This window comes from Hydrogenophaga sp., from assembly GCF_019264445.1.
Lineage (GTDB): Bacteria > Pseudomonadota > Gammaproteobacteria > Burkholderiales > Burkholderiaceae_C > Hydrogenophaga.
Genome location: NZ_JAHVAB010000084.1, coordinates 119775 through 140133, shown reverse-complemented (window position 1 = coordinate 140133; position 20359 = coordinate 119775). Strand labels below are relative to the sequence as shown.

Annotated in this window: 15 protein-coding genes; 8 read left to right on the top strand and 7 right to left on the bottom strand. The window is 62.4% G+C overall.

Going from position 1 to position 20359, the window contains the following annotated elements:
- Nucleotides 1-10: 10 nt before the first annotated feature.
- The gene (gene chrA, locus KXJ60_RS20280; protein WP_291131934.1) at nucleotides 11-1336 is read right to left on the bottom strand and encodes a chromate efflux transporter; all 1326 of its coding nucleotides are present in this window, start codon (nucleotides 1334-1336) and stop codon (nucleotides 11-13) included.
- Nucleotides 1333-2283 carry a chromate resistance protein ChrB domain-containing protein gene (locus KXJ60_RS20275; protein ID WP_291131932.1) on the bottom strand — a complete coding sequence of 317 codons (951 nt, stop codon included), beginning with the start codon at nucleotides 2281-2283 and terminating at the stop codon, nucleotides 1333-1335. Before KXJ60_RS20275 ends, chrA begins: the two co-directional genes overlap by 4 nt.
- A 129-nt stretch (nucleotides 2284-2412) precedes the next feature.
- On the opposite strand from KXJ60_RS20275, the gene dmeF reads away from it, so the two are divergent.
- Nucleotides 2413-3402 carry a CDF family Co(II)/Ni(II) efflux transporter DmeF gene (gene dmeF, locus KXJ60_RS20270; protein ID WP_291131930.1) on the top strand — a complete coding sequence of 330 codons (990 nt, stop codon included), beginning with the start codon at nucleotides 2413-2415 and terminating at the stop codon, nucleotides 3400-3402.
- Between the two features lie 60 nt (nucleotides 3403-3462).
- On the opposite strand, the gene KXJ60_RS20265 is transcribed toward dmeF, so the two are convergent.
- Together KXJ60_RS20265 and KXJ60_RS20260 are read right to left on the bottom strand one after the other, a co-directional pair.
- Entirely contained in the window at nucleotides 3463-4788 is a 1326-nt protein-coding gene (locus tag KXJ60_RS20265; protein ID WP_291131928.1) for an MFS transporter, read from the bottom strand.
- A gap of 49 nt (nucleotides 4789-4837) precedes the next feature.
- Nucleotides 4838-5116, bottom strand: a complete 279-nt coding sequence (locus KXJ60_RS20260; protein WP_291131926.1) for a metal-sensing transcriptional repressor — start codon at nucleotides 5114-5116, stop codon at nucleotides 4838-4840.
- Nucleotides 5117-5182: 66 nt separating this feature from the next.
- Here KXJ60_RS20260 and KXJ60_RS20255 point away from each other — a divergent pair, with 66 nt between their 5' ends.
- The 3 genes from KXJ60_RS20255 (at nucleotide 5183) to KXJ60_RS20245 (ending at nucleotide 7082) form a co-directional block, all read left to right on the top strand.
- The gene (locus KXJ60_RS20255) at nucleotides 5183-5599 is read left to right on the top strand and encodes a hypothetical protein (protein WP_291131925.1); all 417 of its coding nucleotides are present in this window, start codon (nucleotides 5183-5185) and stop codon (nucleotides 5597-5599) included.
- A gap of 152 nt (nucleotides 5600-5751) precedes the next feature.
- Nucleotides 5752-6405, top strand: a complete 654-nt coding sequence (locus KXJ60_RS20250) for a HupE/UreJ family protein (RefSeq protein ID WP_291131967.1) — start codon at nucleotides 5752-5754, stop codon at nucleotides 6403-6405.
- Between the two features lie 20 nt (nucleotides 6406-6425).
- A complete protein-coding gene (locus tag KXJ60_RS20245) occupies nucleotides 6426-7082 on the top strand; it encodes a transmembrane anchor protein (RefSeq protein WP_291131923.1) in 657 nt (218 codons plus the stop codon).
- A 666-nt stretch (nucleotides 7083-7748) separates the two neighbouring features.
- Here the strand turns inward: KXJ60_RS20245 and KXJ60_RS20240 are convergent.
- The 3 genes from KXJ60_RS20240 to KXJ60_RS20230 form a co-directional block, all read right to left on the bottom strand.
- The gene (locus KXJ60_RS20240) at nucleotides 7749-8987 is read right to left on the bottom strand and encodes a serine hydrolase domain-containing protein (RefSeq protein WP_291081720.1); all 1239 of its coding nucleotides are present in this window, start codon (nucleotides 8985-8987) and stop codon (nucleotides 7749-7751) included.
- A gap of 201 nt (nucleotides 8988-9188) precedes the next feature.
- Complete coding sequence (locus KXJ60_RS20235; protein ID WP_291131921.1) at nucleotides 9189-10223, bottom strand: helix-turn-helix domain-containing protein; 1035 nt, start codon at nucleotides 10221-10223, stop codon at nucleotides 9189-9191.
- A gap of 7 nt (nucleotides 10224-10230) precedes the next feature.
- Complete coding sequence (locus tag KXJ60_RS20230; RefSeq protein ID WP_291081724.1) at nucleotides 10231-11250, bottom strand: alpha/beta hydrolase; 1020 nt, start codon at nucleotides 11248-11250, stop codon at nucleotides 10231-10233.
- 595 nt (nucleotides 11251-11845) lie between these two features.
- Between KXJ60_RS20230 and KXJ60_RS20225 the strand changes: the two genes are divergently transcribed.
- Genes KXJ60_RS20225 through KXJ60_RS20210 form a run of 4 tightly spaced genes read left to right on the top strand, consistent with a single transcriptional unit; the run spans nucleotide 11846 to nucleotide 20350 of the window.
- Complete coding sequence (locus KXJ60_RS20225) at nucleotides 11846-15076, top strand: helicase-related protein (protein ID WP_291131919.1); 3231 nt, start codon at nucleotides 11846-11848, stop codon at nucleotides 15074-15076.
- The gene (locus tag KXJ60_RS20220; RefSeq protein ID WP_291131917.1) at nucleotides 15073-17796 is read left to right on the top strand and encodes an ATP-binding domain-containing protein; all 2724 of its coding nucleotides are present in this window, start codon (nucleotides 15073-15075) and stop codon (nucleotides 17794-17796) included. The genes KXJ60_RS20225 and KXJ60_RS20220 overlap by 4 nt, the downstream gene beginning before the upstream one ends.
- Nucleotides 17793-19580 carry a DUF262 domain-containing protein gene (locus tag KXJ60_RS20215; protein ID WP_291131915.1) on the top strand — a complete coding sequence of 596 codons (1788 nt, stop codon included), beginning with the start codon at nucleotides 17793-17795 and terminating at the stop codon, nucleotides 19578-19580. Before KXJ60_RS20220 ends, KXJ60_RS20215 begins: the two co-directional genes overlap by 4 nt.
- Nucleotides 19577-20350 (top strand): DUF4391 domain-containing protein, encoded by a 774-nt coding sequence (locus KXJ60_RS20210; RefSeq protein ID WP_291131913.1) that lies wholly within the window; start codon nucleotides 19577-19579, stop codon nucleotides 20348-20350. The genes KXJ60_RS20215 and KXJ60_RS20210 overlap by 4 nt, the downstream gene beginning before the upstream one ends.
- The last annotated feature ends 9 nt before the right edge of the window (nucleotides 20351-20359 follow it).

Sequence of the window (20359 nt, the reverse complement as noted above, 5' to 3'; positions counted from 1 at the left end):
GGTTGACTCCTCAGCGCAGCAGCGTGAAGGCCAGCCCGGCGGCTGCGCAGACGCCGAGCAATGGCAGAACACCGGTCTTGAAGCGGAACAGCGCCACCGCGGCTGCCACCGTGATCGCGGCCGACATGGCATCGAAGGCACCCTCAAAGCCTTGCGGCCACCAGACGTGGTACGCAAAGAACAGCGCGAGATTGAGAATGACGCCGACCACCGCCGCCGTGATGGCCGACAGCGGCGCGGTGAAGCCCAGCTTGCCGTGGGTGGCTTCCACCAGCGGACCGCCAGCGAGGATGAACACGAAGGACGGCAGGAAGGTGAAGAAGGTGACCACCGTGGCCGCCAGTGCCGCGCCGGCGAACAACGCGTCCGGCCCCAGCACGGCCTGGTTCCAGCCCCCCACGAAGCCGACAAACGCCACCACCATGATGAGAGGACCGGGTGTGGTTTCGCCCAGCGCCAGGCCGTCGATCATCTGCGGACCGCTGAGCCACTGGAAGGTCTCCACCGCGCCCTGGTACACGTAGGGCAACACCGCGTAGGCGCCACCGAAGGTCAGCAGCGCGGCCTTGGTGAAGAACCAGCCCATCTGCGCCAGCGTGGCGTCCCAGCCCTGCCAGACCACCAGGGCGCCCATGCCCAGCAGCCAGAGCACCAGGCCCACGGCCAGCACGCGCACCAGCCGGCCGGTGTTGAACTTTGCGTGTTCCGGTGTGGGGGTGTCGTCGTCGATCAGCGCCGGGCCGTACCCTTTGATCGCCCCGCCGTGCCCACCGCCCAATGCAAACACCTGCGGCCAGCGTTTGGACCCCAGCCAGCCGATCAACCCGGCGGCCGCGACGATGGCGGGAAACGGTGTGTCGAACGCGAAGATGGCCACGAACGACGCGGCTGCAATGCCCCACATCCAGCGGTTCTTGAGCGCTCGCGTGCCGATGCGGTGGGCGGCGTGCAGCACCAGCGCGGTGACCGCAGGCTTGATGCCGTAGAAAAGGCCCGCCACCACCGGCACGTCGCCAAAGACCAGGTAGATCCACGAGAGTGCGATCAGGATGAAGAGCGAGGGCAGCACAAACAAGGCACCCGCGACGATGCCGCCCCAGCCGCGGTGCATCAGCCACCCGATGTAGGTGGCCAGCTGCTGGGCCTCGGGGCCGGGCAGCAGCATGCAGTAATTGAGCGCGTGCAGGAAACGGTTCTCGCTGATCCAGCGCCTCCGCTCCACCAGTTCGGTGTGCATGATCGCGATCTGCCCGGCCGGACCGCCGAAGCTGATGAAGCCGAGCTTGAGCCAGAAGCGCAGGGCTTCGGTGAAAGAGACGGGGTCGGGTCGGTTCATGGTCGTGTTGGTGGGCTGGTGTTGCCGGGGTTGGCGAACAGGGCGTCGAACACGGTGCAGGCCGCGTCCAGGAGGGTGTTGTCGTCGGCGTGCAGCTCTCGAAGACCAGCCAGCACGGCTTCCAGTCCACCGGCCTCTGGCGCAGGAATGCCGCCCGCGTCCAGGTAGTGAACGACCGCACCCAGGCGACTCAGCCGGGAGTCTTGCTCCAGCCCGAAGCTGGCCAGCAGCACCTCGAACGTGACGCGTGTACCCACATGGGTGAAACGCGCGCCGTCGAAATCGAAACCCAACGCACCGCGCGGGACAGATGCCACGTCCTGCAGCCAGAGGAACTGGGCCTGCGGGTCAATGAAGCGGCGGATCAGCCAGGCGCTGGCCAGTCGGTCCACCCAAGGGCGGGCACGCGTAGCCCAACGTTTGTCCTGGAACTTGCGCGCATCCAGTCGGGGGATGCCGTGGTCGGCCTTTGCACGGGGTTCGTTGTGCGAGAAGCGAGTGTCCAGCGCCGCTCGCGCATCGGACAGGGCCGCGTCGGCCTGCAGCGTGGCTTCACCGGGGTAGTGATCGATGGCCTGAATGTCGCGCAGCGCCTGCTCGATGGCGCGCCACTGACGGCGTGCCTCGGTCTCAGCGGTTGCAGGCAGCGCGGCAAGCCAGTTGTCCAATGTGTTGCGCCACTGCTCGTACGCAGCACTCCGATCAAACAAAGCCAGAACCTCGTCGCGCTGGACTTCGTCGCAGGGTGTGAGCCACATCACCTGGGCCGAGCCACCATGCTGGCGGACCTCATCGACCACGGGCTGAAAGCGCTCTTCCTGGTCCCGCGGTAGCAGGTAGGCGCCGTCCCGCAGCAGCGGGCAACCCAGTGCCTTGAGTGAGCGCCAGACGCGCAGCCGCACGGCGGTGGGCTGGGTGGGCAAGGTGAGAAAAAGAATGGACCACATGCTTTGAAATGTAGCCTACAAATCGTGAAACAACCATATCAAATACTGATGCAGTGGTTTTGTCCAGTGAGAAGCGCTACCCCGCAAGGACGCCTTCGCTAGACTTGCCCGAATTCAGAAAACACAGACATGTCTTCATCCTCCACCAACACTTCCGTGGCCGCTCTGCGGCATCACCACCACTTCCACCACGGCAACGAGGTCGCCGAACGCGGGACTCGCGCGGTGATGTGGATCACCGCTGCAACGATGCTGGTTGAGATCGCCGCGGGCTGGTGGTTCAACTCCATGGCGTTGCTGGCCGACGGCTGGCACATGAGCTCCCACTTTGTCGCGCTGGGCGTGAGCGCCTTGGCCTACGCAGCGGCACGGCGTTACGCCCAAGACCGCCGCTTTGCTTTCGGCACCTGGAAGATTGAAGTGCTGGGTGGGTTTGCCAGCGCCTTGTTCCTGCTGGGTGTGGCGGCCTTCATGGTGTGGGCGTCGGTGGAGCGCATCCTTGAACCGCAGACCATCCGTTACCAGGAGGCCATGGCGGTGGCGGTGCTGGGTCTGCTGGTGAACATCGTGTGCGCGGTGATTCTGGGCAAGGCGCATCATCACGGTCACGGTCACGGTCATGAACATGCGGCGCACGGTCACCACAAGCACGCCGACCACCATGGAGGACCCGCACACGACGATCTGAACCTGCGGGCTGCTTACCTGCATGTGGTGGCCGATGCGACCACCTCGGTGCTGGCCATCGCAGCGCTGGCCGGCGGCTGGTGGCTGGGTTGGTCGTGGCTGGACCCGGTGATGGGAATCGTGGGGGCGTGCCTGGTGGCCTGGTGGGCCAAGGGCCTGATTGTTGAAACCAGCGCGGTCTTGCTGGACCGGGAAATGGACCACCCGGTGGTGGACGAGATTCGCGAAGTGATCGAAGCCGCCGGCCCTGAGGGCGCCGTCACCCTCACCGACCTGCACGTCTGGCGAGTAGGCCGCGAGGCCTACGCCTGCGCCATTGTGGTGACCACCCACTTGCCCCACCTCACGCCAGCCACCCTGCGCCATCTGCTGGCCGTGCACGAAGAGGTCGTGCACGCCACGATTGAAATCCACCACGAACCCAACGTGTGAGATAGGCGCGAGCAGCGCGCTGGCGCTGACGCGCCGCGTTCTGGGGGCCGAGTGCGGTGATCAGGTGCGAGCACTCGGCCAATGCGGATGCTGGTCATCCACCACGAAGGCGTGTGCATGGCGCATCCGACCGCCGCCGTCGGCCGCCCCCAGAGTGTGTACGTGTCCAGCCGGCAAATCCGGGTGCTCGTGCTCGAGCACCTCAGGGTCTTGCGCCGGCCAGACCTTTGACGCCACCCAGATGGCCGATACGCCCGCAATGCCCAGCACAACAAACGATACCGTCATGCCGAAACGGGTACCGAGCCAACCGGCCAAGGGATAGAACACCAACCAGCAGGCGTGTGACAGCGCGAACTGCGCAGCGAACAACGCAGGCCTGTCCTCTGCATGCGCAGACCGCCGAAGCAAGCGCCCGGAAGGCGTCTGAGCGGTGGAGTAGCCCAGTCCGAGCACGAACCACAAGACCATCAACGAAGCCTGTCCGACCACGAAGGTGCCCGCGAACAAACCCAAGGTCATCAAACCGATGCCCGCCAGCATGGCTGTTCGGTCGGGCAGCTTCTCCAGAAGTTGCGGCAAGGCCAGCGCAGCCACCATGGAGCCTGCGCCAAAACTGGCCAAGGCCAGTGCCACAGCGCTCTGGCTCAGTCCCATGCCCGCCTGCACGATGACCACCGTGTTGACAAACACCATGGAGCCCGCCGCCGCCACGGCCGCGCTGATCGCCAGCAGCCCACGGAGCCGAGGCGTGGCGAGGTAGATGCGAAGCCCGCGCGTGGTGCGCTCGTAAATGCCGCGGCGCGCAGACGCCGGATGCGCCGGCAGCACCACCGACACCACCAGCGCCGCCGAGACCAGGAAACCCACCACCGTGCCGGCGAACAAATCGTGAAATCCGATCACCGTGAGCAAGGCTGCCGCCAGCATCGGGCTGACCAGGCTCTCCATGTCGTAGGCCAGGCGCGAGAGCGACAGCGCCTTGGTGTAGTCCTTCTCCAGCGGCAACACATCGGGGATGGTCGCTTGGAACGTGGGCGTGAACGCGGCCGAGGCCGCCTGCAACACAAAGATCAGCACGTACACCTCCCAAATCTGGGAGACAAACGGCAGCAGCAGCGCCACTGCTGCGCGCACCAGGTCCAGCGTGACCAGCAGGGTGCGCCGGGGCAGGCGATCGGCAAACGCTGCAGCCACCGGCGCCACACCCACATAGGCAACCATCTTGATGGCAAGTGCCGTGCCCAGCACCATTCCCGCGTTATCGCCAGCCAACTCAAAGGCGAGCAGGCCCAGCGCCACCGTGGCCAGGCCGGTTCCGATCAAGGCGATCACCTGCGCGGCGAACAGATGGCGGTAGGTGCGGTTGGAAAGGATGTCCAGCATGTCTGTTGTTCTCGTTGTCCATGCGCTCGGGGCCATGGACGCCACGGGCTCAGAGGTAGCGCGTGATTTCCCTGAACTCGTCCAGCGAATGGCGTTGCCCCGATTTCAGGGGTCCCACCAGGTCTTCGAGACAGTGATCCAGGTGGTCCTGGATCAAGGCCTTCTTGGCTTGCTGGATCGCTTTCTCGACCGCCTGCAACTGCTGGGCGACATCGAGGCAGTCTCGGCCTTGCACCACCATGTCGATGGTGCTGCTCAGGTGCCCGCTGGCCCTGCGAAGGCGTTTGATGATGGCGGGATGGGAGGCGTGTGTATGCGGTTGTGTCATGGCTGATCGTATCCCCTCGGGGAGGTTACTATATTGCCCGTGCCAACACCGAACGCCGCACCGCCCATGACCTCAAGCCTCACCCGCTCCACGCGCCCCGACCGGGCAGCGCTGGGCATGCGGTGGCTGGTGCTGCTGGTGATCCTGTTGGGAACCGTCATCTCGTCGGTGGGAAGCATGAACTCCCACGGGATTGCGGCCATTGCATCAGCGGGTCACGCCGATTCAGCAGGCCCGGACACAGCGCACGACCACGCACACGGTCATGCGCACGAAGACGGCGGCATCAAGTGGGTCATGGACAGTCATGGCGGCAGCGCCGACCATCCCCACCACGGCGCAGACCATTCCCACGACAAGGCCCATGCCCTGCCCATCACATGGGATATGGCGGCTCCGCAGCTGCCCGTGTGGACAGGGCATGCGCGGCTGTGGATTGAAATGGTCGAGCCATCGCGGCTTGAACGCCCACCCATGGGCTGAGGCGTCTCACCTCGCCTTCGCGCTGCGCCACGCAGTGCTTTCCTTTCTTTCAGACCATCGGAGTCTTCATGCACAGCCATGTTCACGACAGGCTGCCGCGTTCGCCATGGGCGATCGGGCATCTCCGTCTCTTCTTGTTCTTTGCCTTCTTCATGTGCCTGCTCCTGGGCACGACAGAGGTCTTTGCCCACGCCGTCACCGAGGGTGACAAGGGCTACATCCAGGAAATCTCGGGCGTTAACCTGCTGCCCTTTGTGTACCTGGGCGCCAAACACATGATGACGGGCTATGACCACATCCTGTTTTTGTTCGGCGTGATCTTCTTTCTCTACCGCATCAAACACATCGGCATCTATGTGAGTTTGTTTGCGCTGGGTCACTCCACCACCATGATCCTGGGCGTGTATTTCAACGTCGGGATCAACAGCTACTTGATCGACGCGATCATCGGTCTCTCGGTGGTTTACAAGGCGCTGGACAACATCGGCGCTTTCCAGCGCTGGCTGGGGTTCCAGCCCAACACCAAGGTGGCCACGCTGGTGTTCGGCCTGTTCCACGGCTTTGGTCTGGCCACCAAGATCATCGAGTACGAGATCTCGCCCGATGGACTGGTGCCCAACCTGCTGGCCTTCAACGTCGGTGTGGAAGTCGGACAGTTGCTGGCGCTGGCCGTCATCCTCATCGGCATGAGCTACTGGCGCCGCACGCCCAGTTTCATTCGCCATGCCTACACAGCCAACGTCGCCATGATGAGCGCGGGCTTCATCCTGGTGGGCATGCAGCTCACCGGCTACTTCGTGTCGTGAACACCCAAGGAACCTTCAACATGTACAACAGCGATTCCCCCACCCGCGCCGAGCTGCCATCTTCCAAACAGCTCTTGCGCTCCACCATCCTCGCCGCTGTGTCGGCCGTGGTCCTTCTCGTGGCCGTCGTGCTGCCGGCCGAATACGGCGTTGATCCCACCGGCATTGGCCGGGTCTTGCGCATGACCGAGATGGGCGAGATCAAGCAGCAGCTGGCGGCGGAGGCCGCGGCCGACGCTGCTGCTGCCCCTGCAGCTCCCGCGCAGGCAGACGGTGCCGTTGGCATGGCCACGGCCAACGCTGCTCAGCCTTCGACTCCAGCACCCGCACCAGCGCCAGTTGCTGCCGCAGCCCCCAAGATTGAGTGGCGCGACGAGATGCCCGTCACCTTGACGCCGGGCGAAGGCACGGAAATCAAGCTCAAGATGGCCCAGGGTGCCAAAGTGCAGTATTCGTGGGTTGTCGAGGGTGGACAGGTTAACTTCGACACCCATGGCGATGCGCCCGGCAAGTCGATCAGCTACGAGAAGGGCCGTGGCGTTGCGGCCGATGAAGGCGTTCTGGAAGCCGCATTCACCGGCAACCACGGCTGGTACTGGCGCAACCGCGGCGATGCCAACGTGAAGGTGATCCTGCGCACGCGCGGTGACTACACCGACATCAAACAAATGAAGTGATGGCTGGGCGCTGCGGCCTTCGCCGTGGCGCCTGCCGAACGCACAACCTTCCACAAACCTCTTTGATTCAGCACACCATGAAAACTTTCAAATCCCTCGTCAGCGCATTTCTGATCGTCGCCTTCCTGGGCTCAATCGCTGGCTGCGACAGGTTCGGCTCACACGGCAAGGATGGCGGACACGGCCACAGCCACGAGTAATCCTCTATGCAAGGCCGGAGACATCTCATCTCCGGCCGCCCGGTTTCAATCTCGCTTCACGAATCCTGCGGCCGAGGAAAGTGACAACAAAGCCGCGCAGTGGCTGATGGTCAGGATTCAATGCCAAGCGGTCGTTCAAAGATGCAGTTTGGGCGTGTTCAGTTTTACGAATCTCGTTGGCCAAGACGGAGCGCCGAGTGTCCGCAAACGCTGGCTCGACCGTCGTTCGCGTTCGCGGGATGAAGGACAGCAACGGGCCCGAAGAAGACCCTCGCCGGTCGATGGACCCAACGCGCGGACGGCTTCCGATCAACTCCCGTGAGATCTACCCCGCCGGACGGGCCGTTTGGTCGAAAGCCGACACTCACCCGCGCGCCGGATGTCGAACGGCCCGACTTCACAGCCGATCAGCGGCGAGACCGCGATGATCCTGGTTGCCTCCTCGAGCGGTGCGGCCTTGTGCCTCTTATCGGGCGCGAGGCTTTGCGTGCTGATAGGTTGCCTTTTCCATCTCAAGGAAGCCCGCTACCGAGGTCGGATCGGCGAACGGGAAGATCTGGGTCGCCCAATACCCGCCGATGCCGTTCGCGCGATCGATCCAGTAGTACAGGTTAGCGAGGCCGGCCCATGCGAGCGCACCAGCCGGCCGACCCGTGGGTGCTTCTTCCTCGTTGATCATGAACGTGAGTGCCCAGGTCTTGGGCATGCCGGGGAAGAACTCGGCGTCATTGGACAGCCGTGGCCTCGATACGGGCAGGATGGACGCCGCCGTCTTGGTCGCATCGACGCCGGGCAGCATCTTCACGTGCATGCCCTTGGGCAAATGATTGCGGGATGCCATCTCGACTGTTTCCGGTCGCAGGATCTGCTCTCCGCTGTCGCTGCGTCCGTCGTTGAGCCACATGCGGATGAACTTCACATAGTCCGACGCGGTCCCGTAGAGGCCGTGCCCTCCCATGTGGACCTCCGGATCCTGCGGCAAAGTCACCCCGTTGAGCGGAACAAGCGAACCATCGCGATCCTCGCGCGCGTGAATCGTTGCTTGCCGGGACTGCATGGAGGGGGTCATCGTGAAGGCGGTGTCGGCCATCCCGAGTGGACCGAGAACCCTCGATTGCATGACCTCGCCGAGCCGCTTGCCCGTAATGCCCTCGAGCACCATGCCGGCCCAATCGATGTTGCTCCCGTAGGACCACTGCTCGCCCGGATCAAACAGAAGTGGCGTCTTGATCGACTTCCACGACGCGTCGACCACCCAGGGCTGACCCTGCTCGTTGGCGAGGCGGGTGTACGTCTCGTTGAAGAAGTCGTAGCTGAAGCCGGCTGTGTGCGTGAGCAGGTGACGTGTCGTGATGTCGCGCTTCGGTGGGCGCAGCCTGGGTTGCCCGTCCTTGCCAAAGCCCTCGATGACCATGATGTCGGCAAGTTGGGTCGCGTACTCCTTCGCAGGCGCGTCGAGGTCGAGAAGACCCTCTTCCACCAGTTGCAAGCAAGCCGTTCCTGCGATGGCCTTGGTGGTCGAAAATATCGCGCACACGGTGTCGGGTTCAAACGACTCGCCGGTTCCGGTGTTGCGGACACCGCGCGCGCCTTCGTAGATCGTGCCGCGGCGGTCAGTCACCGCCGCCGATACCCCGGGCACGCGGGGTGTGCCTGTCGTCACGCCATCGAGAACGGCGTCGATTGCCTTAGTCAGTTCGGTCATTGTTGTCTCCGTGTTGTTGAACTACCGCCACATGCCAAGTGCCGGAGCGCGGAACGTCGGCGTGAGGTCGGAACGATGACCCCGCCCAACCCGTCTCCGGCGGCGACGTGTGGCAACGAGAAGATAGCAACACGCTGGGTGGCCAGTAACCGCCGACCGGCGCGCCTGGAGGGACCGAATCCCGCCATTTGGCGGTTGAGACTAGCGACTGGTGGGCGGTGGCAGGTCCAGCGCCGACGAATGCCGAACGCGCCAGGCGAGGAAGGCGAGGCCGACGCGGGTTCGGCCGATGCCGTCGAGTGGGTCGAACGACAGCAAGTCGCGAATGGTCTCCAGTCTCGCCTGCATCGTGCTGTGGTGGACACCGGCAATGCGAGATGCGTCACGGATAGACGCGGAGCGAAGCAGCGCATCCAGAGTTCGCACGGCCCACGGATGCTGCATGGCGCCTTCGAGTTCCTCGACATCGAGCAACGGTCTATCGACCGAGCACTGGGCGAGCAGATCGATGAGACCGCCATAGTCGTCTGCGACGACAACGGGCACATCGGGCACAGCGCACAGACGCAAGCTCACGAGTGCTGTCGCCAGCGATCGGTGGAGGTCGTCGATCCCCGCCGCCACCCCGATCCCGCAGGGGCTGGCGTCGATGTGTTTCACCTCGGCGCGCAGTAAGCACACGTGCAGCGGACCGTAGCGGGTGTTGACGACGTCTTCCAGCAGGTCGCGGTGTTGCTTCCATGTCGCGAAGAGCGGCAAGGTGGCAACGCGGTACTTCAAGTGCGGCGCCAATCCGAGTTTGGCAGCCGTAGCGTGGCGATGCTCCACGTCAACGTTGACGTCGAGCAGATCGCCGAGTCGACGCAATGGATCTTCCGCCTGGTGCCCGCTGCGGATGGCCAGCGCAAGTGCGAGGCGCTCGAGGACCATCGCATCGTTCACATGGGCTGGCCCCTGCCGCTCCAGCCACACGGTCATGCCGTTTGCTTCCAGGGAGCCTTCTCTCGGCGCTGCGGCGCTGCCCTTCAGGGTCTGCCCGTCCGGTGCGACGCGGAGCGTGCGCTCTGATTGATGCCCGGCGAACCCCGCTACACAGCCCGAGAGCGAGGCTGCTGCCCCGAGCAGCCCCTGGATGTTGACGCCACCTCGAACCAATTCGTCGAAGCACGCGATGATCCTCAACGCCAGGCTGGCGTTGGGGTCAAGGGCCTTCAGTCGAGCCAGCAGTTCCTGCATACAGTCCTCAATCGCCCAACACGCGTGACATCCATCCACTGCGCGTGGCGATCATTCCACGTGACAGTGCGGTATGCGGCGCGAAGATGTCGAACGCATGGAACCCACCCGGCCACACGTGAAGCTCGGCCTGCCCGCCGGCATTCCACAGGGCGTCCGCATAGGCCACGGTTTCGTCGCGAAATATCTCGGCGCTACCGACGTCGAGAAACGCGGGTGGTAGGTCGCAAAGCTCAGTTGCACGAGCCGGCGCGGCATACGGCGACACATCCGGACCACCGCGCGCTTCGCCAAGCAGTGCGCCCCAGCCGGTCTCGTTGCTCACGCGATCCCAGACGCCGATGCCATCGAACTGAAGCGTGGACTTCGTGATGCCGCGGTCGTCCAGCATGGGGTAGTCGAGCAGCTGACCGCACAGGCGGGGACCGCCCCTATCGCGCGCCGCGAGGGCTGCACCGGCCGCCAAACCTCCCCCTGCGCTGGCGCCCGCGATCAGCAGGCGATCGAGGCGCACGCCGAGCGACTCCGCATGCAATGCCATCCATTCCAGTGCCGCGTAAACATCTTCCCGCGGATAAGGATCGCGATACTCTGGCGCCAGGCGGTACTCGATCGACACGAGCACGACGCCCAGCTGTTCGACGAAATCGATCATCCGGTCCAACCCACTGAACCGATCGCCGAACATCAGACCCCCGGAATGCACGAAAAGCACACCGGGGCGCTGCCCGGAGGCACGCTCGTGACGGAAGACGGACGCCTTGAGAGGGTGACCCTCGTAACCCTCGAAGACGCGTTCCTCGCAGCGGATGTTTCGCCCGCCGATCAGCGTTTCGAGAGGCGGCCCTGCGTAGGACACCCGCATGAAGTCGATCAGGTCGCTGGTCACAGTCGGCGGGAACATTCCGCCCACGATCGCCAAGCCTGCGCGCAGTTCAGGATCAAAGGTCGGTCGGTCGAGCCGCGCTTGTCGGCCCACCCCCTCGACCACCCCCTGGGTGAGCTCCTTCATCTCGAGTTCCTTCACGAACGTCTGCTTGTGGCTAAGTCACGCTGAAGATTGAGCGCGCCTCTTTGAGTGAAAACCTAAATTACCTGTTTAGGAGAGAGGATTCTCCGGCACTTCCCGAAGGACCGGTTGTGGCCGATTCCAGAAGTCTAGCCTTGGAGCTGGCGGTCAGCTACCCATCAAGATGGGATCGCCGGCGGCCTACGTATTGCCAGCCTCTTCAAACAATCGGTGGGCCTCGGGGGTTCTAGACAGGATGGCCGGTGAAGTTCGTTGACTGAGGTGCCGAACACTGTGTCAACGGTGTCGAACCCGATGTCCAGGAGGCCCGAAATACGCAGAGGATGGAGAGCCTTTGACTTGTGCTTTTTTGTGAGCGTTTCGACCCGCCGATTTACGTACTTCTCCTTCATGCCGCCGTTCAGGCGAACAACCTGTTCGCATCCTCCCAGGCACGCTGCTTGAGCACGTTTTTTGAGAGGTTTGCGAAAGAAAACGGCAAACACATCGGTGTCAGGCATTCCTTCTTCGGCTGACTGAGACATATTCACGGCCACCTCGTCACCGAGACACTTCGTACATCGGTTAGATTGTTACAAGGAGTCAATAGACAATGAAACTGATCCGGAATGCTGGTGCCGACCGTGTTGTAGACCTTATCTCGCCCGAACTCGCTTCCGGCAACCAGATCGACCTGATGACCGCGCCCGGGTCGCTCTTCGCGTTTGAAGCGCTTCAAAATGGAGCTAGTAAGCTCAGCGCCGCACGGCTGCTACTGCCAGCGGATGCTTCCGAATTCAACTTGCTGGGCAACGCTGCTGACCGCCCCGCGCGGAATAGGCTGCAGGCGCCGAGCCTCGCCAGGCAGTTCGCGGAATGGATACGCGGCAAGGCGGAAGTTCGATGCGCACCTGACACCATCCCCCAAGGCCTAGCAGTCCTCCGTGGGCCTGATGGCAAGGCCCGGCAAGCGGTTCACGGCTCCTTCGGCTTGTCGACCGATGGGCTCGGCATCACCCCCGGAAATCCACTGAGCTTCATTCAAGCGTCGGAGTCCGAGCAGGAAGCCGAGATGCTGGGTCAATGGTTCGACGCCCAGTGGGACAGCCTCGGCCAACAACCCAACGCGATGGAGGCAATCCTTGCCCCCTTAGACGAACTAGCTGCCACGCGGGACCCAATGAGTGTTTACACCGCGATGCTGTACCACCTGTTCCGGGCCGACAGTCAGGATATGGACGAGGACCGCATCGTCAAGTCGGCCACCGGCATCCGCGACACCATCGTCTGGAAGAAGCTCTACAAGTTTCAGCGCGACGGCGTTGTCGGCGCCATCGACAAGCTGGACCGCTTTGGCGGCTGCATCATTGCCGACAGCGTCGGCTTGGGGAAGACCTTCGAAGCCCTAGCCATCATCAAGTACCACGAGTTGCGCAATGACCGCGTGCTGGTGCTTTGCCCCAAACGCCTGCGCGACAACTGGACCGTCTACAAGGCCAACGACCAGCGCAACATCCTGGCGTCGGACCGCTTCAACTACGACGTGCTGAACCACACCGACCTGTCGCGCGACGGAGGTATGTCAGGCGATGTCGACCTCACGCACATCAACTGGGGCAACTACGACCTAGTCGTCATCGATGAGTCCCACAATTTCCGCAACAAAAAGGCCCCCAAGCAAGGGGCCGAGACGCGCTACGACCGGCTGATGCGCAAGATCATCCGCGAGGGCGTCAAAACCCGCGTGCTGATGTTGTCGGCCACGCCGGTCAACAACCGCCTGGCGGATCTAAAGAACCAGATCGCTTTCGTCACCGAGGGTGACGATACCGCCCTCTTCGACCACGGCATCGCCAGTATCGACAGCACCACGCGCCGGGCCCAGAAGTCCTTCAACCGTTGGCTGGAGCTTCCCGAAGAGACGCGCACCCCCCAGTTGCTGGTGGAGATGCTGGGCTTTGACTACTTCGCACTGCTAGATCACTTGACCATCGCGCGCTCACGCCGCCATATTGAGAAGTACTACGGCACAGCAGAGACCGGCCGCTTCCCAGGCCGCCTGCCTCCCATCAACATCAAGGCAGACGTCGATAAGGCTGGCGAGTTCCAGTCGATCAAAGAGATCAACTTCGAGATCCGTCGGCTCAAGCTTGCCAGCTACGCGCCGCTGCGCTACGTCAAGGAAGACAAGCTGGCCAGCTACGATGCCAAGTACAGCACGTCCATTCGCGGGGGTGAGAGCATATTCCGCCAGGTTGACCGCGAAGAAAGTTTGATCCACCTGATGCGGGTCAACCTGCTCAAGCGGATGGAAAGCTCAGTCTTCTCGTTCGCCCTGACCGTGGGGCGCCAGCTCAAGGACGTCGACGAGACGCTGGCTCGACTGCAGGCCTACAAGGCCGGCAGCGTCGGAGCCGAAGACGAGTTCGAAGAGATCGACATCGCGGACGTTGACGTGGACGATCCCGCCTTCGAAACCCTGCTGGTCGGCCGCAAGGTCAAGGTGCTACTCAGCGACATTGACCTCGCCCGCTGGCGCCAGGACCTCACCGAAGACCGTAACAGGCTAGCCACACTCAACGCCGCCGCACTTCAAGTCGATGCCGCCCGTGACGACAAGCTCGGCAAGCTGCGCGACCTGATCGCGGAGAAGGTGCGCAACCCCATCAACGCGGGCAACCGCAAGGTCATCGTCTTCACGGCGTTCGCCGACACGGCCGAGTATCTGTACGAGCAACTGGCGGACTGGGCCAAGACCCACCTGAGGGTCGAAGCTGCCCTGGTCACGGGCTCGGGACGGAACCGATCCACTTTGCCAGGGCTGCGCAAGGATCTGACCACTATCCTCACCACCTTCTCTCCCCGGTCCAAGGAGCGCCCTACCAGCCTAGCCCACGAGGGTGAACTCGACCTGCTGATCGCGACTGATTGCATCAGCGAAGGCCAAAATCTGCAGGATTGCGATTGGCTGGTGAACTACGACATTCACTGGAACCCGGTGCGGATCATTCAGCGCTTCGGCCGGGTAGACCGGCTGGGCTCGCCCAACGCCAATATCCAGCTCGTCAATTTCTGGCCCAACATGCAGCTGGAGGAGTACATCGGACTGGAGCAACGCGTTAGTGGTCGCATGGTGCTGCTAGATGTCTCGGCCACAGGTGAAGAGAACATCATCGAGCAGCAATCTGGCGACCCGATGAACGATTTGGAGTATCGGCGTAAGCAGTTGCTGAAGCTGCAGGACGCCGTGATCGATCTGGAGGATCTGTCCAGCGGTGTCTCCATCACGGACCTGACCCTCACTGATTACCGCATCGACCTGGCGCGCTACCTCAAGGCCCACCCTGGCAAGCTGGAGAGCATGCCCCTGGGCGTTTCCGCCGTCACCACCACCCACGAAACTGACATCCCGCCCGGCATGCTCTTCTGCCTGCGGGCAGAGGGCGTCGCAGCCGACAAGGCCGTCGACCCCCACTACCCGTTAGCGCCGGTCTATCTAGTGCACATCGGCGAGCACGGCACAGTGCTGCTGCCTTATGTGCAGGCCAAGCACGCGCTGGATCGCCTGAAACGCCTGAGCATGGGTCGCGAGCTGCCGGACGCGGGGGCTGTGGCGCGTCACGCAAAACGCACCCGCCAATTCTCCGATATGCGTCACGCCCAAGAGCTGCTCGCAGCTGCGGTGGGCTCTATCGTCGGAAAGGGGGAAGAGCGCGCGGTCGCCAGCCTCTTCTCCCCGGGCGGCACCCATGCCATGCGCGGTGAGTTCGCCGGCATGAATGACTTTGAGGTATTGGCCTACCTGATCGTGTTGGATTCCAAATCTACAGGGAGTAATGAATGACCTTAAAGGACGGGCAGCGGCTTGAACCGCTGGCAACTGAGATCGTCGGCAAGTTGGATGCTGTCGCCAGTACGGCCAAGTCCTGGCTGGCGAGTCCAAACCGACTGGGTGTTGACTCTCTCGCCAATGCAGGCAACACATTGAATTCGGATCGAGCAGCACGAGCGCTTGACAACGTAAATCAGGCGAACGAAGCGGCGTTCCGCAAGCTCGCGAGCGAACCGTCCATCGCGCGCGTTGTCGCCGAGGACAAGGACGGACATCTCACCACCTACTACTTTTGCCGTGCCGAACAAGGCATGGTCACCCAAGGGCTTTTCAGCTACCGCGCGCCCATCGGTCGGCTGGCAGCCCTCCCCGTCGGTGACGAGTACGTGCGCCCTGACGGCAAAGCGCTACATGTGATCGAGCGGGCACAGCTCCGCCCGACTCCACTTGCTGGGGCGTGGGACGCATACACAGTCGTGCAATCGGAAGATGCTCCGACCGTCACAATTGAGTCACTCCGGAAGCTGCTTGAGCGCCACCCCGAGTTGATTGCGCCGGTCGAGGACCTGGTGGCCCTACTCCTGGCCAGTGCTGAAGCAAGCCAGAACGTGATCGAGGGCATGAAACGCAGCGTCATCACCAAGATGGGCCTGCGAGACCAGCCGGTGTTGGACCAATTTCAGGACGAGATCTTCCGCCTGCCGCTGAATCGTCGCGTCCTGCTTTTAGGACCCCCTGGCACTGGCAAGACCACAACACTGATCCGACGACTTGGCCAAAAGCTTGACGTTCAATTTTTGGACGAGGACGAACAACGGGTCGCCGAGGAACTTGCCCAGTCTCAGCAAATGCCACATGGCAAGAGCTGGGTGATGTTCACCCCGACCGAACTGCTGAAACAGTATCTGAAGGAGGCTTTCTCGCGAGAGGGCGTCCCAGCTCCTGACCAGAACATCCGCACTTGGGGGGACCATCGTCGAGACCTGGCACGGCAAACATTCGGGGTGCTGCGAACCGCCTCTGGTGGCGGCACCTTCGTTCTGAAGCCGGCGATGCCAGGCCTGCAGCCATCGACGGAAGCTCAGCCTATCACCTGGTTTGAGGACTTTCAAGCCTGGCAAGGTAATGCATACCGGGAAGAATTGATAGAGGCCGTGAAAGGTCTGGTGGGCGCATCACTGCCTGCTGCCCATCAACTGGGCAAGCGACTACAGGCGCCTCTGCAGGAAGCCGTGACTTGGCCTGCAACCTTTGCCGCGTTGGCCGGTGAACTACCAGCCGTTCAGACCTTCGTAGGTGGCCTCAAAGAGGAAACCGACACCGCAATCAAGGCTGCGCTGAATGCTCAACTGGCTCGGAACAAGGGCCTGATCAGTGACCTGTCCAAGTTCATTGAAAGCCTGCAGCAGCAGGCCTCCGCAGAAGGAGACCTTGATGACGATCAAGATGGAGATGACGATGACGAGGTTGTTATAGCACCTCGCGTGGGTGCCGCCGCTGCGATCAACGCTTACATGCAGGCCGTCCGCACTCAGGCTCGCAACGCCTCGGCCAAGCGCTCTACCAACAAGACTACTCGTAGCGGCAAGATTATCGAATGGCTCGGCGACCGCACGCTTCCTCCCTCTGATCTCGCCACACTAGGCGCAAGCTTGCTACTGCAGACGAACGCCCGCCGCTTCACGAACCCGGTTAAGCGATACATCGACGGCATCCCCAAGCGCTACCGAGCCTTCCGCAGGCTGCGCCAGGATGAGGGGCAGTGGTATGCGAAGTCTGGATTCGAGCCCCGCGACCTGCATCCCTTGGAGCTGGATGTTGTTTTGTTGGCAATTCTGCGTTCCGCCGGGGACCTGTTGCAGCGGCCCACGGTGATGCGGGACATTGAGAATCCCGCATGGGCATCACTGAAGCCAGCACTGTCCACGCTTCGCAGCCAGATCGTGGTCGACGAAGCCACCGATTTTTCACCGATCCAACTGGCCTGCATGGCTGCAATGGCTCACCCTCGCCTTCGATCCTTCTTCGCCTGCGGTGACTTCAATCAGCGGTTAACGACCTGGGGCTCGCGATCTACGGAAGAGTTGCAGTGGGTCTTCGCCGACGTTGACATCAGGCGAATCACCGTCACCTACCGCCAAAGCCGGCAACTCAACGAGGTGGCCCGAGACATCATCCAGTGCATTGGGGGCTCCCATCAAGACGCCATCCTGCCCGCCGAAGTCGACAACGAAGGGGAGCCTCCGGTCCTCTTGGAGTACGCATCGCACGACGCCATTGTGCGATGGCTAGCCGCGCGGATCCGCGAGATTGACCAGTTCATGGATGGAAAATTGCCCTCCACAGCGATCTTCGTCAACTCCGAGACAGAGGTAGAAACGATTGCCGTTGCGTTGAATGAAGCGCTGGCCCCGCAAAACATCCAAGTCGTTGCCTGTCGGGAAGGCCAGGCGGTCGGCCAAGAGAGCAACGTCCGCGTCTTCGATGTCCAGCACATCAAGGGCTTGGAGTTTGAGGCCGTCTTTTTCGTGGGCATCGACCAGTTGGCCGTCGGTCAGCCTGAACTGTTCGGCAAGTTCATGTATGTGGGTGCGACCCGGGCTGCCCAGTACCTGGGCGTGACCTGCACCGCAGCACTGCCGAGCGCACTGGAGCCCCTGCGCAAGCACTTCGGAGCAACCTGGGATGCAGTCCGCACAGAACAGACAGATTCGCAGGGGCAGAAGACATGAGCTTTCGTACCGCAGAACCCGCGCTGAAGGATGTTCTCGATGGCATCGCCGCAGGCCAGATTCAGCTCCCTGACTTCCAGCGCGGTTGGGTTTGGGACGACAACCACATTCGCTCTCTGATCGCGAGCCTGTCGCTGTCCTACCCCATCGGCGCTGTCATGTTTTTGGAGGCCGGTGGGGTGCCATTCAAACCGCGACTGTTTGCGGGCGTGAACCTGCAACCAGCTCCAAACCCCAAGATCCTGGTGCTCGATGGCCAGCAACGCCTGACCTCCATGTATCTGGCGCTGCGCAGCGGCCAACCCGTGCCGACGCGCACAGAGAAAGGCGTCGAAATCCAGAGGCTCTACTTCTTAGACATGGCCAAATGCCTGGAACCGGACGCTGATCGGGAGGAAGCTGTCATCTCGGTACCTGCGACGCTGCAAATCACCTCCGACTTCGGCCGCAAGGTTGACCGAGATCTCAGCACGCCCGATCATCAGTACGCCCAACGCCTGTTTCCCGTCGCCTTGCTGTTTGACATCCAAGGATTCATGGCCTGGGAGAGCGGATTTAGTGCTCACCACGCGTTCGGCGCGGAGGCGATGCAGTTCATGCAGAAGTTTCGCAACGAGATATGGCTGCGCTTCCAGCAATTCAAGGTGCCAGCTATTGAGCTGACCCAGGACACGCCACGTGAAGCTGTTTGCCAGGTCTTCGAGAAAGTGAACACTGGAGGTGTGACCCTCACCGTGTTCGAACTGATGACGGCCACCTTCGCTGCCGATGAGTTCAATCTCCGCGACGACTGGGATGCCCGTCGTGAACGGCTGACGGCCAAGCACGACGTTCTGGAGGCGGTGGATGGCACCAGCTTCCTGACAGCCATTACCTTGCTGGCCAGCTACCGGCGCCACCTTGCCCAGAAAACTCCGGTGAGCTGTAAGCGCGCCGACGTCTTGAGGCTAGACCTGTCCAACTTCAAAGCACTGGAGGCGGCTCTGGAGCTTGGCTTCAAGCGTGCGGCAGAACTGCTGGCCGAGGAGAAGATTTTCGACGACCGCAGCATCCCCTACTCCACGCAACTGATCCCTCTGGCAGCGATCTGCGCACAGCTGGGCGAGCGAACGACTCTGCACGGCGTCAAGCAAAGCCTGCTGCGCTGGTATTGGAACGGCGTGCTGGGCGAGCTGTACGGTGGTGCCAGCGAGACGCGCTTCGCTATGGACTTGCAGGATGTCGTGGCTTGGATAGATGGCGGCGCGGAGCCACGCACTGTGCGCGATGCCAACTTCGCCCCGACCCGCCTGCTTTCGCTACAAAGCCGCCTTGCAGCAGCCTACAAGGGCCTCGCTGCGCTACTGATGAAGCACGGCGGGCGCGACTTTGTCAGCGGTACGCCCATCGACCTGAACACCTACTTCAACAACGCCATCGACATCCACCATATCTTTCCGCGCGCCTGGTGTGAGAAGCAGAAGCTCCCTAAGGATAAGTGGAATAGCGTCGTCAACAAGGCACCCCTCGCGGCAAGCACAAACCGCTTCATCAGCGGCGACGCTCCCAGCCACTATCTGGTACGCATCCAGAAGTCCAAGCAGGTGCCTCCATCAAACTTGGACGAGTTTCTGATGTCGCACCAGATCTCTGTGGATGCAATCAGATCCGACGACTTCGATGGGTTTATTCGATTACGTGCCATCGCGCTGCTGTCATTGATCGAGCAGGCCACGGGCAAGAATGTGTCGGGCCGGGACAGCGAGGACACCGTCAAGGCTTTCGGGGCTGCGCTGCTGGCATGAGTGCCAATGCGACAACTCATGTCTTTGCGGCTTTGGCGCTGCCTGACTCCACGCGGGTAGACCAGCGCGTGCCCAAGAAGTTGCTGGCCGAACACAGCGCCACCACTGCGGCCGACAAGCGCCACGTGCTGGATGGGGTCGATGAGGTCCAGTGGTTGGCATCTCTCAAGCCCCACCTAATCGGCGTGCCGGCTTTCATGGATGCGCAGCGCGAGTACTTGGAGGTGGCGGTGCTGAGTCTGAAGCTGAAGCCCGGCATCAAACCAAGCCGCCTGGCCGAGCTGCTGCATCGAGCTGTGCCCTACCCCGTGCTGCTACTCACAAGCTCGTACCTCGGCGTCAGCCTGTCGCTCGCGCACATCCGCGCGTCTCAGAACGAAGCGGACAAGACGGTACTGGATGGCCACATCCTGTCCGTCCCGCTCCCAGATGCCGACAGCGGGCAGGACTTTTACGCCGCCGTGGCGTTGACCAAGCAGCCCCAGACCGATCTGTTCGCGCTCTACCAAGGCTGGCTCGACACCGCGAGTGCGTTGGACATCGCCGAGGAAACGGGCAGCTTCCAACCCAGCCTGACGCGCGAACAAGCCGAGGCACGACACGCCGCCTTGCAGGGCTGTCGTCAGCTGAAGTTGCAGATCGCACAGCTGCGCAGCCAAGCCGACAAGGAAAAGCAGATCGCCCGCCAAGTGGCGCTGAATCAAGAGATTCATCTCGCGCAGAACCAGTTGCGGACCTTTCAGCGCATCCTCTCCGGGGAGGCTGCATGACGCACGCCC

Excerpts from the sequence above, each read along its gene's own strand:
- chrA (WP_291131934.1), bottom strand. The coding sequence starts at position 1,336 with ATGAACCGACCCGACCCCGTCTCTTTCACCGAAGCCCTGCGCTTCTGG.
- KXJ60_RS20275 (WP_291131932.1), bottom strand. The coding sequence starts at position 2,283 with ATGTGGTCCATTCTTTTTCTCACCTTGCCCACCCAGCCCACCGCCGTG.
- dmeF (WP_291131930.1), top strand. The coding sequence starts at position 2,413 with ATGTCTTCATCCTCCACCAACACTTCCGTGGCCGCTCTGCGGCATCAC.
- KXJ60_RS20265 (WP_291131928.1), bottom strand. The coding sequence starts at position 4,788 with ATGCTGGACATCCTTTCCAACCGCACCTACCGCCATCTGTTCGCCGCG.
- KXJ60_RS20260 (WP_291131926.1), bottom strand. The coding sequence starts at position 5,116 with ATGACACAACCGCATACACACGCCTCCCATCCCGCCATCATCAAACGC.
- KXJ60_RS20255 (WP_291131925.1), top strand. The coding sequence starts at position 5,183 with ATGACCTCAAGCCTCACCCGCTCCACGCGCCCCGACCGGGCAGCGCTG.
- KXJ60_RS20250 (WP_291131967.1), top strand. The coding sequence starts at position 5,752 with ATGTGCCTGCTCCTGGGCACGACAGAGGTCTTTGCCCACGCCGTCACC.
- KXJ60_RS20245 (WP_291131923.1), top strand. The coding sequence starts at position 6,426 with ATGTACAACAGCGATTCCCCCACCCGCGCCGAGCTGCCATCTTCCAAA.
- KXJ60_RS20240 (WP_291081720.1), bottom strand. The coding sequence starts at position 8,987 with ATGACCGAACTGACTAAGGCAATCGACGCCGTTCTCGATGGCGTGACG.
- KXJ60_RS20235 (WP_291131921.1), bottom strand. The coding sequence starts at position 10,223 with ATGCAGGAACTGCTGGCTCGACTGAAGGCCCTTGACCCCAACGCCAGC.
- KXJ60_RS20225 (WP_291131919.1), top strand. The coding sequence starts at position 11,846 with ATGAAACTGATCCGGAATGCTGGTGCCGACCGTGTTGTAGACCTTATC.
- KXJ60_RS20220 (WP_291131917.1), top strand. The coding sequence starts at position 15,073 with ATGACCTTAAAGGACGGGCAGCGGCTTGAACCGCTGGCAACTGAGATC.
- KXJ60_RS20215 (WP_291131915.1), top strand. The coding sequence starts at position 17,793 with ATGAGCTTTCGTACCGCAGAACCCGCGCTGAAGGATGTTCTCGATGGC.
- KXJ60_RS20210 (WP_291131913.1), top strand. The coding sequence starts at position 19,577 with ATGAGTGCCAATGCGACAACTCATGTCTTTGCGGCTTTGGCGCTGCCT.